The organism is Pseudomonas nitroreducens (genome assembly GCF_014204515.1).
GTDB lineage: Bacteria > Pseudomonadota > Gammaproteobacteria > Pseudomonadales > Pseudomonadaceae > Pseudomonas > Pseudomonas nitritireducens_A.
In genome coordinates this window covers 14,203-27,177 of record NZ_JACHLI010000041.1, presented here as the reverse complement: position 1 = coordinate 27,177, position 12,975 = coordinate 14,203, and the positions used below count along the sequence as shown (strand labels likewise).

Sequence of the window (12,975 nt, the reverse complement as noted above, 5' to 3'; positions counted from 1 at the left end):
TCTCACTGCTGACCCTCGAACCAGGCCAGCTTCTCGCGCAGTTGCACCACTTCCCCGACTATCACCAGGGTCGGCGCATGCACTTCGTGCTCGGCCACCAGTTGCGGCAGGTTCGCCAGGGTGCCGGTGAACACCCGCTGATGCACCGTGGTGCCCTGCTGGATCAGCGCCGCGGGTGTATCAGCGGAGCGGCCATGGCGCACCAGTTGCTCGCAGATGACCGGCAAGCCGACCAGGCCCATGTAGAACACCAGGGTCTGCCCCGGAGCGACCAGGTCATTCCACGGCAGGTCGGTGCTGCCATCCTTCAGGTGCCCGGTCACGAAACGCACGGACTGCGCGTAATCGCGGTGGGTCAGCGGAATACCGGCATAGGCTGCGCAACCGCTGGCAGCGGTAATGCCCGGCACCACCTGGAACGGGATGCCATTGGCCGCCAGTTCGTCGATCTCCTCGCCACCACGGCCGAAGATGAACGGATCGCCGCCCTTCAGGCGCAGCACGCGCTTGCCCTGCTGGGCCAGTTCGACCAGCTTGCGATTGATCTCGTCCTGCGGCACGGCATGGTCGGCGCGGCGCTTGCCGACGTAGAGGCGGTCGGCATCACGGCGGCACAGTTCGAGGATGGCCGGCGCGACGAGGCGGTCATACAGCACCACATCGGCCTGTTGCATCAGGCGCAACGCGCGGAAGGTCAGCAAGTCGGGATCACCAGGGCCGGCGCCGACCAGATAGACCTCGCCGCGAGACTCGGCCTGCGGCGACTCCAGTTTGTCCGCCAGCAGGCGCTCGGCTTCGTTCGGCTGGCCGGCGAGCACGCGCTCGGCAACCGGGCCCTGGAACACCTCTTCCCAGAACTTGCGCCGCTGCTGCAGGTCCGGCAGGCGCTGCTTCACGCGTTCGCGGAAGCGGCTGGCGAGCCCGGCCAGTTGGCCATAGGTCGCGGGGATCCAGGTTTCCAGCTTGGCGCGCAGCAGACGGGCCAGCACCGGCGCGTCGCCGCCGCTGGAAACCGCCACCACCAGCGGCGAACGATCGACGATGGCCGGGAAGATCACGCTGCACAGCGCCGGCGCGTCGACCACGTTGACCGGTACGCCGCGCGCATTGGCGTCGCGGGAAACCTGGGCATTGAGCGGCTCGTCATCCGTGGCGGCGATGACCAGCACGCAGTCCTGCAGATCACCCTGGGCGTAGGGACGCAGGAGCAACTCGCCCGCGCCCTCCTCGACCAGCTCGCGCAGCTCCGAATGCACCTCCGGAGCCACGACACGCAGCACCGCGCCGGCCTCGTTCAGCAGGCGCGCCTTGCGCAGTGCGACATCACCGCCGCCGACCAGTAGCGCGCGACGTCCGCGCAGGATGTGGAACAGCGGCAGGAAGTCCATCTCAGCCTATCACCTCGATGCCGGCCATGTACGGCTTGAGCACTTCTGGTACGCGGATCGAGCCGTCGGCCTGCTGGTAGTTCTCCAGCACGGCAACCAGGGTGCGACCCACGGCCAGGCCCGAGCCGTTGAGGGTGTGGACCAGTTCCGGCTTGCCGGTTTCCGGGTTGCGGTAGCGCGCCTGCATGCGGCGCGCCTGGAAGTCGCCGCAATTGGAGCAGGAAGAAATCTCGCGGTACTTGTCCTGGCTCGGCACCCAGACTTCCAGGTCGTAGGTCTTGGCAGCGCCGAAGCCCATGTCGCCGGTGCACAGCGCCAGGGCGCGGTACGGCAGCTCCAGGGCCTGGAGGACCTTCTCGGCGTTGCCGACCAGGCTTTCCAGGGCTTCCCAGGACTTCGACGGCTCGACGATCTGCACCATCTCGACCTTGTCGAACTGGTGCTGGCGGATCATGCCGCGGGTATCGCGGCCCGACGCGCCGGCTTCGCTGCGGAAGCACGGGGTGTGGGCGACGAACTTCAGCGGCAGTTCCTTCGCGTCGAGAATCTGCCCGGCGACGATGTTGGTCAGCGAGACCTCAGCGGTCGGAATCAGGTACAGGTCCGCTTCGTCTTCACGCTGGATCTTGAACAGGTCTTCCTCGAACTTCGGCAACTGGCCGGTGCCCTGCAGCGCCGGCGCCTGCACCAGGTACGGGGTGTAGGCCTCTTCGTAGCCGTGCTCGCGGGTGTGCAGGTCGATCATGAACTGCGCCAGGGCGCGGTGCAGGCGGGCGATCGGCCCGCGCATCAGGGCGAAACGGGCGCCAGACAGGCGCGCGGCGGTCTCGAAGTCCAGCCAGCCGTGTTGTTCACCCAGGGCCACGTGGTCCTTGATCTCGAAATCGAAGCTGCGCGGGGTGCCCCAGCGGCGGACTTCGACGTTGCCGTCTTCATCGGCGCCCACCGGCACGGATTCGTGCGGCAGGTTCGGGATGTTCAGCAGCAGGTTGTCCAGCTCGGCCTGGATCGCGTCCAGCTCGCGCTTGCCGGACTCCAGCTCCTCGGCCATGCGGTTGACCTCGGCCTTCAGCGGCGCGACGTCCTCGCCATTCTTCATGGCCAGGCCGATGGCCTTGGAGCGCGAGTTGCGCTCGGCCTGCAGGGTCTCGGTGCGGGTCTGCACGGATTTACGCTGGCTCTCCAGCGCTTCGATGCGCGCCACGTCCAGGGTGAAGCCACGGGTGGCCAGGCGTTCGGCCACTTCCTGCGGCTGGGTACGAACCAGTTTGGAATCGAGCATGGTGTCTTCTCGTGTCGAGTGTCAGGCGGCGCTCGCGGGCGCCACTTCAGGATTTTCTGCGACGGCGGGCACTGGCCTTGTCGAGGCTGGCCAGGTGGCGCAGCTTTTCGCCGATCTTCAGTTCCAGCCCGCGCGGCACGGGTTGGTAATACTGGCGCGGTTCCATGGACTCGGGGAAGTAGTCTTCCCCGGCCGCATAAGCATCCGGCTCATCATGGGCATAGCGGTATTCATCGCCATAGCCCAGGTTCTTCATCAGTTTGGTCGGTGCGTTGCGCAGGTGCAGCGGCACTTCCAGCGAACCGCTCTCCGCCACATCACGGCGCGCCGTGTTGTAGGCGTTGTAGACGGCATTGCTCTTCGGCGCGCAGGCCAGGTAGACGATAGCCTGCGCAATCGCCAGCTCGCCTTCCGGGCTGCCCAGGCGCTCCTGCACATCCCAGGCGTGCAGGCACAGGGTCAGGGCGCGCGGGTCGGCATTGCCGATGTCCTCACTGGCCATGCGCACCACGCGACGGGCGATGTACAACGGATCGCAACCGCCATCGAGCATGCGCGAATACCAGTACAGCGCGCCATCGGGACTGGAGCCCCGCACCGACTTGTGCAGCGCGCTGATCTGGTCGTAGAAGGCCTCGCCGCCCTTGTCGAAGCGTCGGCGCGAGTCGCCCAGCAGGTTCTGCAGCAACTCGGCGCTGATTTCGCCGTTGTCCTCGGCGAGGTCGGAGGCGTTCTCCAGCAGGTTGAGCAGGCGCCGGCCGTCGCCGTCGGCAGCGGCCATGAGGATGGCGAAGCTGTCGTCAGGCAGGCTCAGGTGGCGCTTGCCCAGGCCCTTCTCTTCGCTGAGCGCGCGCTCGACCAGCCGGCGCAGCGCCGCTTCGTCGAGGCTTTTCAGTACATAGACGCGGGCGCGGGAGAGCAACGCGTTGTTCAGCTCGAAGGACGGGTTTTCAGTGGTCGCGCCGATGAAGATCAGCGTGCCGTCTTCCACATACGGCAGGAAGGCGTCCTGCTGGCTCTTGTTGAAGCGGTGCACTTCGTCGACGAAGAGGATGGTGCGGCGGCCGTACTGGGCGGCATGCTGCTTGGCCACCTCCACCGACTGGCGGATTTCCTTCACCCCGGACAGCACCGCCGAGATGGTCTCGAAGTGCGCGTCGGTGACCTGGGCCAGCAGCTTGGCCAGGGTGGTCTTGCCCACCCCGGGCGGCCCCCAGAAGATCATCGAGTGCAGCGCACCCTGTTCCAGCGCCTCGCGCAGCGGCTTGCCGCGGGCGAGCAGGTGCTCCTGGCCGACGTACTCGTCCAGGCTGGTCGCGCGCAGGCGCGCGGCCAGGGGCTGGGAAACGGGGGCGGAGCGGAACAGATCCACGAATCTTACCTATTACTCAGAACGGGTTACTCGACGCAGGCGTCGATCACTCCTGGATGACGTCGACGCCCTTGGGCACCTCGAAGACGAACTGCTTGGCGTCCATCGCCTCGTTCATCTTCACGTCGAAGAACAGGATATTGGTGCGCTGGCCGACGCTGTCGACCAGTTGCATGTCGTTCACCACGCCGCTGCGGAAGGAAATCCGCAGGCTGTCGAACAGGGTGTCCTTGGACTTGGGCTTGAGGGTGAAGTCCACCACGTTGCCGCCATCTTTGGCGGTGATGTCGAAGCTCTGGCCGATCTTCGACACGTCGCCGGAGAGCAGCAGTGCCGGGGTCTGGGTCAGGCGCTGGTCGAGTTTCTGGATGGTCACCTGCTCCAGGTCCGGGTCGTACAGCCAGATTTTCTCGCCGTTGGAGATCAGCAGCTGCTCGTTCGGCGCATCGGTGTGCCAGCGGAACAGGCCTGGGCGCTTGAGGCCCAGGGTACCGGCGGTTTCCTGCAGGCGCGTACCGCTGCCATCCAGGGTCAGCTGGGAGAAGCGCGCAGTCATGGTCTGGGCCTTGGTGAGCATCCCGCTCAAACGCTGCGCAGCAGCTTCGTCGGCATGGGCCTGGACGCCGGCAACAGCCAGCGCAGCAACGAACAACAGGCGGATCAGACGCATTGAAATCCTCGAAATCGAATCAATCACGGATCGGGGCCGGCGCGATCACTTCGCGCGAGCCATTGGTATTCATCGGAGTCACCACGCCGGCCATCTCCATCGCTTCGATCATCCGCGCGGCGCGGTTGTAGCCGATCTTCAGCTTGCGCTGCACGGCGGAGATGGAAGCCCGGCGGCTTTCGGTGACGAAGCGCACGGCCTCGTCGTAGAGCGGATCGTCCTCGCTGCCCTCGCTGCCTTCGCCACCGCCGCCACCTTCGAACGAACCGCCACCGCCTTCATCGGCGCCGGCGAGAATGTCCTCGATGTAGTTCGGCGCGCCACGCAGCTTCCAGGCTTCGACCACGCGGTGCACTTCGTCATCGGAGACGAAGGCGCCATGGACGCGGATCGGCAGGCCGGTGCCCGGCGGCAGATAGAGCATGTCACCGTGGCCCAGCAGCTGCTCGGCGCCACCCTGGTCGAGGATGGTGCGCGAGTCGATCTTGCTGGAAACCTGGAAGGCGATCCGGGTCGGGATGTTCGCCTTGATCAGGCCGGTGATCACGTCCACCGACGGACGCTGGGTCGCCAGGATCAGGTGGATGCCCGCCGCCCGCGCCTTCTGGGCGATACGGGCGATCAGTTCTTCCACCTTCTTGCCGACGATCATCATCATGTCGGCGAACTCGTCGACCACCACCACGATGGTCGGCAGGGTCTGCAGCAGCGGCGCCTCGTCTTCCATGCTCTCGCGGCGATACAACGGGTCGGTCAGCGGCGTGCCGGCCTCCTCCGCGTCCTTCACCTTGCGGTTGAAGCCGGCGAGGTTACGCACACCCATGGCCGCCATCAGCTTGTAGCGGCGTTCCATCTCGGCGACGCTCCAGCGCAGCGCGTTGGCAGCCTCCTTCATGTCGGTGACCACCGGACAGAGCAGGTGTGGAATGCCTTCGTAGATCGACAGTTCCAGCATCTTCGGGTCGATCATGATCAGCCGCGCCTCTTCCGGCGTGGACTTGAACAGGATCGACAGCAGCATGGCGTTCACGCCCACCGACTTACCGGAGCCGGTAGTACCGGCCACCAGCAGGTGCGGCATCCTTGCCAGGTCGGTAATCACCGGGTTGCCGCCGATGTCGTGGCCCAGGGCCAGCGGCACGGTGGACTTGTGCTCGTCGTATTCCGGGGTCATCAGCACTTCGGAGAAGCGCACCATCTGCCGGTCTTCGTTGGGAATCTCGATGCCCACGGTGGTCTTGCCGGGAATAACCTCCACCACGCGCACGCTGATCACCGCCAGCGAACGCGCGAGGTCCTTGGCCAGGTTGGAGATGCGGCTGACCTTCACGCCGGCGGCCGGCTGGATTTCGAATCGGGTGATCACCGGGCCCGGATGCACGGACTCGACGATGACTTCGACGCCGAATTCCTTGAGCTTGATCTCCAGCAGGCGCGACATGGCCTCCAGGGATTCGGGCGAGTAACTCTGCTTCTTCTCGGAAGCCGGGTCGAGGATCGACAGCGGCGGCAGCGTGCCCTCCACGGCGGTATCGACGAATAGCGGCGCCTGCTTCTCTTTCAGCACGCGCTTGCTCGGCTCGGCCGGCTTGCTGGGCGGTGGCGGGACGTCGATCTTCGGCGCCACGCGCTTCTCGCGTTCCTGCACGCTTTTGACCAGCGCTTCCTCGCGCTCGATCAGGCGCTCCTTGACCTTGGCTTGCTCGCGACGGTCGGCGACGATGGGCGCGGCGACTTCGGCCACGCGTTCATCCACTTCACGCAATTGCGCGACCAGTTGCTTGTGCTCGCTGCGGGCGCTCCACCAGCGGTTGGTGGCGTTGTGGATCAGCTCGAAGAGGTCGAGGGTGATCTTGCCGGTGACGTCCATCACCTTGAACCAGGACAGGTCGGCGAACACCGTCATGCCGAACAGGAACAGCGCCAGGAACAGCAGCGTGCTGCCCTGTACGTTGAGCGCATTGATGCCCAGCTGGCCCAGGCTCTCGCCCAGAGCGCCGCCAGCGGTCGCCGGCATGTGGCTGCCGGTGGTGTGGAAATGGATATAGGCCAGCGCAGAACCGGACAGGACCAGGAACACCAGGCCGATCAGGCGCCAGGAGAACAGCCAGCCGCTCCACTCCCAGGGCATGTGGCGCTTGCGGAATACCTGGTAGGTCTTCACCGCCAGCAGCAGCGGGAACAGGTAGGCGAAATAGCCCAGCACCATGAACAGGATGTCCGCGCTCAGCGCGCCCAGGCGGCCGGCCGCATTCTGCACCTGTTCAACGTGACTGGAATGGCTCCAGCCCGGATCGGAAGGATCGTAGGTGAGCAGCGCCATCCACAGGTAGAGGCAGAGCGCGCCGAGCGCGATCAGAGCCCCTTCCTTCAGACGGTAATGCAATTGCTGGCGCCAGGCGGCGGCATGGCTTGCTGTGGTGTCCTTCAAAACGCGTCTATTCCTGCGCTATGCGCGCTTCCGAGAGTCGTTGGGCCGCAAAACGGGCCTATTGTACGGCTTTGGCCGGCCGATGCCAGCGAACCCGGGCATGCTCGACTGCGCTTTTGCCGGCTTTCCGGGGTTCGGTGTAGCATAGCCCAACACCGCTTTGCGGCTGCTCAATTGGAGCATGCATTCTCTTACGTGACAAAGGCTTATGGAGTCTTTTTATGAGTGAAGTCAAGCATTCGCGCCTGATCATCCTGGGCTCCGGTCCCGCGGGTTACACCGCGGCCGTGTACGCCGCGCGCGCCAACCTCAAGCCTGTTGTCATCACCGGCATCCAGCCCGGCGGCCAACTCACCACCACCACCGAGGTCGACAACTGGCCCGGCGACGTCGAGGGCCTGACCGGTCCGGCCCTGATGCAGCGCATGGAGCAGCACGCCAAGCGTTTCGATACCGAGATCGTCTACGACCACATCCACACCGCCGAGTTGCAGAGCAAACCCTTCACCCTCAAGGGCGACAGCGGCACCTACACCTGCGATGCACTGATCATCGCCACCGGCGCCTCGGCCCAGTACCTGGGCATGTCCTCGGAAGAAGCCTTCATGGGCAAGGGCGTTTCCGCCTGCGCCACCTGTGACGGCTTCTTCTACCGCAACCAGGTGGTCTGCGTGGTCGGCGGCGGCAATACCGCCGTGGAAGAAGCGCTGTACCTGTCGAACATCGCCAAGGAAGTCCACCTGATCCACCGCCGCGACAAGCTGCGTTCGGAGAAGATCCTGCAGGACAAGCTGTTCGAGAAGGCGAAGAACGGCAACGTGCGCCTGCACTGGAACACCACCCTGGACGAGGTCCTGGGCGACAACATGGGCGTCATCGGCGTGCGCCTGAAGGACGCCAACAGCGGCGAAACCCGTCAGCTGGACCTGGCCGGCGTGTTCATCGCCATCGGCCACAAGCCCAATACCGACCTGTTCAAGGGCCAGCTGGAGATGCACGACGGCTACCTGAAGATCAAGGGCGGCGCCGAAGGCAACGCGACCCTGACCAGCATCGACGGCGTGTTCGCTGCCGGCGACGTGGCCGACCACGTCTACCGCCAGGCCATCACCTCCGCCGGCGCCGGTTGCATGGCCGCGCTGGACGCTGAAAAGTTCCTCGACGACAACTGATCGGCGCAAGGGGAGGCTCACCCTCCCCTCCTCCCTCTTATGCTCAAGTGGCTTTCGCGCAGCAATTTCGACTTCCCTCCTCTGGACAAGGCTCTGCATGAGCCCAACGGCCTGCTGGCGGCCGGTGGCGACCTCAATCCGCAGCGGCTGATCCAGGCCTATCGCCACGGCTGCTTCCCCTGGTACCAGGATGGCCAGCCGATCCTCTGGTGGTCGCCCGACCCGCGTACCGTGCTGTTCCCCGATGAGCTGCATGTTTCCCGCAGCCTCGCCAAGTTCATTCGCCAGCAGCAGTACCGGGTCACCATCGACCAGGCCTTCACCCAGGTCATCCAGGGCTGCGCCGGCCCGCGCGACTACGCCGATGGCACTTGGATCACCACGCCGATGCAGGACGCCTATTGCCAACTGCACCGCCTGGGCATCGCTCATTCCGCGGAAGCCTGGCACGGCGATGAGCTGGTAGGCGGGCTTTACGGGTTGGCCATCGGCCGCCTGTTCTTCGGCGAATCCATGTTCAGCCGCGCCGACAACGCCTCCAAGGTCGCCTTCGTTGGCCTGGTGCAGCGCCTGAAAGCCGCCGGCTTCGTGCTGATCGACTGCCAGATGCCGACCCAGCACCTGCACAGTTTCGGCGCCCGCGCCATTTCCCGCGGCGAATTCGCCAGCTACCTGCGCCGTCATCTCGACGAAACACCCTCGCAGGACTGGACTTCGCGAGCGGACCTGCCCAGCCTGTCTTAAACTTGCCTGAGGGACCTCGCAGGGGTTGAAGATGACCGAGCTCGCCCGCCTGAAGTTTTACGCCACACAACCGCATCCATGCAGCTATCTGCCCGAGGAGCAGGCCACGACCCTGTTCCTCGACCCCAGCCAGCCCATGGATGCACAGTTGTATGCCTCGCTGTCCGAGGTCGGCTTCCGGCGCAGCGGCGAACATCTCTACCGGCCGCACTGCCAACATTGCACGGCTTGCATCCCGGCGCGCATTCCCGCCGCCGACTTCCAGCCCAGCCGCCAGCAGAAGCGCATCATCAAGCGCAACGCCGACCTGGAAGTCATCCGCAAGCGCCCGGCTTTCACCGAGGAGTACTACGCGCTGTACATGCGCTACATCGAGCAGCGCCATGCCGATGGGGATATGTACCCGCCCAGCCGCGACCAGTTCGCCACCTTCCTGGTACGCGACCTGCCGTTCAGCTGCTTCTTCGAATTCCGCCTGCAGGGCCGCCTGCTGGCCGTGGCAGTCACCGACGTGCTGCCCAACGGCCTGTCTGCCGTCTACACCTTCTATGATCCGGACGAGGAACGCCGCAGCCTGGGGCGTTTCGCCATTCTCTGGCAGGTCGGCGAGACCGAGCGCCTGAACCTGCACGCCGTCTACCTGGGCTACTGGATCAAGAATTGCCGGAAGATGAACTACAAGACCCAATATCGCCCGATCGAGCTGTTCGTGAACCAGCGCTGGGTGGCTCTGAACTGAGCGCAAAACACCCATTGGCGTTGTGGGGCGATTTCAGGCACAATGTGTGCCTTTTTTAATGCCCTGAAACTTCAGGCAACCATAGATACCGAGGGTTCTACTGCATGTCGAAAGAAGACAGCTTCGAAATGGAAGGCACTGTCGTCGACACCCTGCCCAACACCATGTTCCGCGTGGAGTTGGAGAACGGGCACGTCGTTACCGCGCACATCTCCGGGAAGATGCGCAAGAACTACATCCGCATCCTGACCGGCGACAAAGTTCGCGTTGAACTGACGCCCTATGACCTGTCCAAGGGTCGCATCACCTACCGCGCTCGCTGACAGACGGTAGGTGCCGGCAAAGTCCGGCACACAGAAAAACGCCCGGCATTGCCGGGCGTTTTCGTTTGCGCGTGATGTTATCAGCCAGCCATCAGGCCGGTTCCGCCGCGATCACTTCGAACTCGAAGGCCAGCTCGCCGTCCTTCAGGTCCACATGGGCCACGCCACCGTGCTCGGCCAACTCGCCGAACAGGATTTCCTCGGCCAGCGGCCGCTTGATCTTGTCCTGGATCAGCCGCGCCATCGGACGCGCACCCATCTGCGGATCGTAGCCCTTGTCCGCCAGCCAGCCGCGTGCGGTGTCGCTGACTTCGATCTGCACGTGCTTGTCCTCCAGCTGCGCCTGCAACTCGGTGAGGAACTTGTCAACGATGCTCTTGATGGTCTCGTGACTGAGGCGGCCGAACTGGATGATGGTATCCAGGCGGTTGCGGAACTCCGGCGTGAAGCTCTTCTTGATCACTTCCATGGCATCGGAGGTGTGATCCTGCTGCGAGAAGCCGATGGAGGCCCGCGCGGCGGTTTCCGCCCCGGCGTTGGTGGTCATGATCAGGATGACGTTGCGGAAGTCCGCCTTGCGCCCGTTGTTGTCGGTCAGGGTACCGTGGTCCATCACCTGCAGCAGCAGGTTGAAGACTTCCGGGTGCGCTTTCTCGATCTCATCCAGCAGCAGCACGCAGTGAGGCGTCTTGGTGATCGCCTCGGTGAGCAGCCCGCCCTGGTCGAAACCGACGTAGCCCGGAGGCGCGCCGATCAGACGGGAGACGGTGTGCCGCTCCATGTACTCGGACATGTCGAAACGCACCAGCTCGACACCCAGCGCCTTGGCCAACTGGCGAGCCACTTCGGTCTTGCCCACCCCGGTCGGACCGGAGAACAGGAAGGAGCCGACCGGCTTGTCCGGTGATTTGAGGCCGGCGCGTGACAGCTTGATGGCGGTGGACAGCGACTCGATGGCCGCCGCCTGGCCGAACACGGTCAGCTTCAGGTCGCGCTCAAGGTTGCGCAGCAGTTCCTTGTCGGAGCTGGAGACGTGCTTGGGCGGAATCCGCGCAATCTTCGCGACGATGTCCTCGACCTGCGGCACCTCGATGCGCTTCACGCGCTTCTCTTCCGGCTGCAGGCGCTGGTAGGCACCGGCCTCGTCGATCACGTCGATGGCCTTGTCCGGCATGTGCCGGTCATTGATGTAGCGGGCGGCCAGCTCGGCGGCGGCGCGCAGCGCTTCATCGCTGTACTCGATGTGGTGGTGCTGCTCGAAGCGCGGCTTCAGGCCCTTGAGGATGCCGAAGGTGTCCTCGACGGACGGTTCGGTGACGTCGACCTTCTGGAAGCGCCGGGCCAGTGCACGGTCCTTCTCGAAGATGCCGCGGAACTCCTGGAAGGTGGTCGAGCCGATGCAACGGATTTCACCAGACGACAGCAGCGGCTTGAGCAGGTTGGACGCATCCATTACCCCACCCGACGCCGCACCAGCGCCGATGATGGTGTGGATTTCGTCGATGAACAGCACCGCATGCGGGCGCTTGCGCAGCTCGTTGAGCAGCGCCTTGAAGCGCTTCTCGAAGTCGCCGCGGTATTTGGTGCCCGCCAGCAGCGCGCCCAGGTCCAGGGAGTAGACGACGCTGTCGGACAGCAGGTCCGGCACCTGGCCGTCGACGATGCGCTTGGCCAGGCCTTCGGCGATGGCGGTCTTGCCCACGCCGGCCTCGCCGACCAGCAGCGGGTTGTTCTTGCGGCGACGGGCGAGGATCTGCGCAACGCGCTCGACCTCGGACTCGCGGCCGACCAACGGATCGATGCGACCCTGGCGTGCCAGGTCGTTCAGGTTGCTGGCGTAGGCGTCCAGCGGATGGCTGGAGGTAGAGGACTCGCCGCCCTCCTCGTCCTGCATCTCCTGCTCGCTGTCCTGGTGCTCGGCATGGCCCGGCACCTTGGAGATGCCGTGGGCGATGTAGTTGACCACGTCGATCCGCGCCACGCTCTGCTGCTTGAGCAGGAACACCGCCTGGCTTTCCTGTTCGCTGAAGATCGCGACCAGCACGTTGGCGCCGGTGACTTCGCGCTTGCCGGAACTCTGCACATGGAACACAGCGCGCTGCAGGACGCGCTGGAAGCCCAGGGTCGGCTGCGTCTCGCGGTCCTCGTCATGCTGGGGGATCAGCGGCGTGGTGGAATCGATGAACTCCTGCAGGTCGCGCCGCAGCTTGTCCAGATTCGCACCGCACGCCCGCAGGACTGTGGCGGCCGCTTCATTATCCAGAAGCGCCAACAGCAAGTGCTCAACGGTCATGAACTCATGCCGCTTCGCCCGCGCCTCCTTGAAGGCGAGATTGAGGGTGACTTCGAGCTCTCGATTCAACATGGCTTCACCTCGCTCCCAAACATCCGCATCAACCTTCTATCTCAATTTCGCACAACAGTGGATGTTGGCTCTCCCTCGCATATTGATTGACCTGCATGGCTTTGGTTTCCGCAACATCACGGGTAAAGCTCCCGCAATTCGCCTTGCCCTGGGTATGCACTGTCAACATGACCTTGGTGGCCTGCTCGCGGTTCATGTTGAAGTACAACTCCAGCACCTCGACCACGAAGTCCATCGGGGTGTAGTCATCGTTGAACATGATGACCCGATACATCGACGGTGGTTTCAGCGCCGGCTTGGATTCCTCGACCGCGAGTCCCGCTCCTTCGTCTTCCAGTGGATCCGGGCGGTCCTGATTGAATGTTAGTCGAATCTGGCTACTTGCATGCATGCTGGAATAAAAGCTTTGCGAGAGGGTGAATGAGCGGACCGAGCGGAGTTTGAAACGTATCTCAGGCCCGGACGACGCCGCCTTGACTAACGGCAAAA

The 12,975-nt window shown here is 64.4% G+C and carries 11 protein-coding genes; 4 read left to right on the top strand and 7 right to left on the bottom strand.

Features of this window, described 5'->3' with window-relative positions:
* Positions 1–2: 2 nt before the first annotated feature.
* The 5 genes from cysG to ftsK are packed head-to-tail and all read right to left on the bottom strand — an operon-like array spanning position 3 to position 7,143.
* Positions 3–1,388 carry a siroheme synthase CysG gene (cysG, locus tag HNP46_RS31630; RefSeq protein WP_184597049.1) on the bottom strand — a complete coding sequence of 462 codons (1,386 nt, stop codon included), beginning with the start codon at positions 1,386–1,388 and terminating at the stop codon, positions 3–5.
* 1 nt (position 1,389) lies between these two features.
* A complete protein-coding gene (gene serS, locus HNP46_RS31625; protein WP_184597047.1) occupies positions 1,390–2,670 on the bottom strand; it encodes a serine--tRNA ligase in 1,281 nt (426 codons plus the stop codon).
* 46 nt (positions 2,671–2,716) lie between these two features.
* Entirely contained in the window at positions 2,717–4,042 is a 1,326-nt protein-coding gene (locus tag HNP46_RS31620; protein ID WP_184597045.1) for a replication-associated recombination protein A, read from the bottom strand.
* Positions 4,043–4,088: 46 nt separating this feature from the next.
* Positions 4,089–4,712 carry an outer membrane lipoprotein chaperone LolA gene (lolA, locus tag HNP46_RS31615; protein ID WP_184597043.1) on the bottom strand — a complete coding sequence of 208 codons (624 nt, stop codon included), beginning with the start codon at positions 4,710–4,712 and terminating at the stop codon, positions 4,089–4,091.
* A gap of 19 nt (positions 4,713–4,731) precedes the next feature.
* Positions 4,732–7,143 (bottom strand): DNA translocase FtsK, encoded by a 2,412-nt coding sequence (ftsK, locus tag HNP46_RS31610; RefSeq protein ID WP_184597041.1) that lies wholly within the window; start codon positions 7,141–7,143, stop codon positions 4,732–4,734.
* Between the two features lie 221 nt (positions 7,144–7,364).
* On the opposite strand from ftsK, the gene trxB reads away from it, so the two are divergent.
* The 4 genes from trxB to infA all read left to right on the top strand — a co-directional run bounded on the left by trxB (position 7,365) and on the right by infA (position 10,121).
* Positions 7,365–8,315: a thioredoxin-disulfide reductase gene (gene trxB, locus HNP46_RS31605; protein WP_184597033.1), complete on the top strand. Its 951-nt coding sequence runs from the start codon at positions 7,365–7,367 to the stop codon at positions 8,313–8,315.
* A 39-nt stretch (positions 8,316–8,354) separates the two neighbouring features.
* Complete coding sequence (gene aat, locus HNP46_RS31600; RefSeq protein ID WP_184597031.1) at positions 8,355–9,059, top strand: leucyl/phenylalanyl-tRNA--protein transferase; 705 nt, start codon at positions 8,355–8,357, stop codon at positions 9,057–9,059.
* Between the two features lie 31 nt (positions 9,060–9,090).
* Positions 9,091–9,798, top strand: a complete 708-nt coding sequence (locus HNP46_RS31595) for an arginyltransferase (RefSeq protein ID WP_184597029.1) — start codon at positions 9,091–9,093, stop codon at positions 9,796–9,798.
* Positions 9,799–9,902: 104 nt separating this feature from the next.
* Positions 9,903–10,121, top strand: a complete 219-nt coding sequence (infA, locus tag HNP46_RS31590; protein WP_002553999.1) for a translation initiation factor IF-1 — start codon at positions 9,903–9,905, stop codon at positions 10,119–10,121.
* 91 nt (positions 10,122–10,212) lie between these two features.
* Here infA and clpA read toward each other — a convergent pair whose 3' ends face one another.
* Both clpA and clpS read right to left on the bottom strand, forming a co-directional pair.
* Positions 10,213–12,486 carry an ATP-dependent Clp protease ATP-binding subunit ClpA gene (gene clpA, locus HNP46_RS31585; protein ID WP_184597027.1) on the bottom strand — a complete coding sequence of 758 codons (2,274 nt, stop codon included), beginning with the start codon at positions 12,484–12,486 and terminating at the stop codon, positions 10,213–10,215.
* 28 nt (positions 12,487–12,514) lie between these two features.
* Positions 12,515–12,877 (bottom strand): ATP-dependent Clp protease adapter ClpS, encoded by a 363-nt coding sequence (gene clpS, locus HNP46_RS31580; protein ID WP_184597024.1) that lies wholly within the window; start codon positions 12,875–12,877, stop codon positions 12,515–12,517.
* Positions 12,878–12,975: the final 98 nt, after the last annotated feature.

Coding starts and splice junctions, on each gene's coding strand:
- infA (WP_002553999.1), top strand. CDS start 9,903: ATGTCGAAAGAAGACAGCTTCGAAATGGAAGGCACTGTCGTCGACACC.
- lolA (WP_184597043.1), bottom strand. CDS start 4,712: ATGCGTCTGATCCGCCTGTTGTTCGTTGCTGCGCTGGCTGTTGCCGGC.
- cysG (WP_184597049.1), bottom strand. CDS start 1,388: ATGGACTTCCTGCCGCTGTTCCACATCCTGCGCGGACGTCGCGCGCTA.
- clpA (WP_184597027.1), bottom strand. CDS start 12,486: ATGTTGAATCGAGAGCTCGAAGTCACCCTCAATCTCGCCTTCAAGGAG.
- clpS (WP_184597024.1), bottom strand. CDS start 12,877: ATGCATGCAAGTAGCCAGATTCGACTAACATTCAATCAGGACCGCCCG.
- HNP46_RS31595 (WP_184597029.1), top strand. CDS start 9,091: ATGACCGAGCTCGCCCGCCTGAAGTTTTACGCCACACAACCGCATCCA.
- aat (WP_184597031.1), top strand. CDS start 8,355: ATGCTCAAGTGGCTTTCGCGCAGCAATTTCGACTTCCCTCCTCTGGAC.
- trxB (WP_184597033.1), top strand. CDS start 7,365: ATGAGTGAAGTCAAGCATTCGCGCCTGATCATCCTGGGCTCCGGTCCC.
- serS (WP_184597047.1), bottom strand. CDS start 2,670: ATGCTCGATTCCAAACTGGTTCGTACCCAGCCGCAGGAAGTGGCCGAA.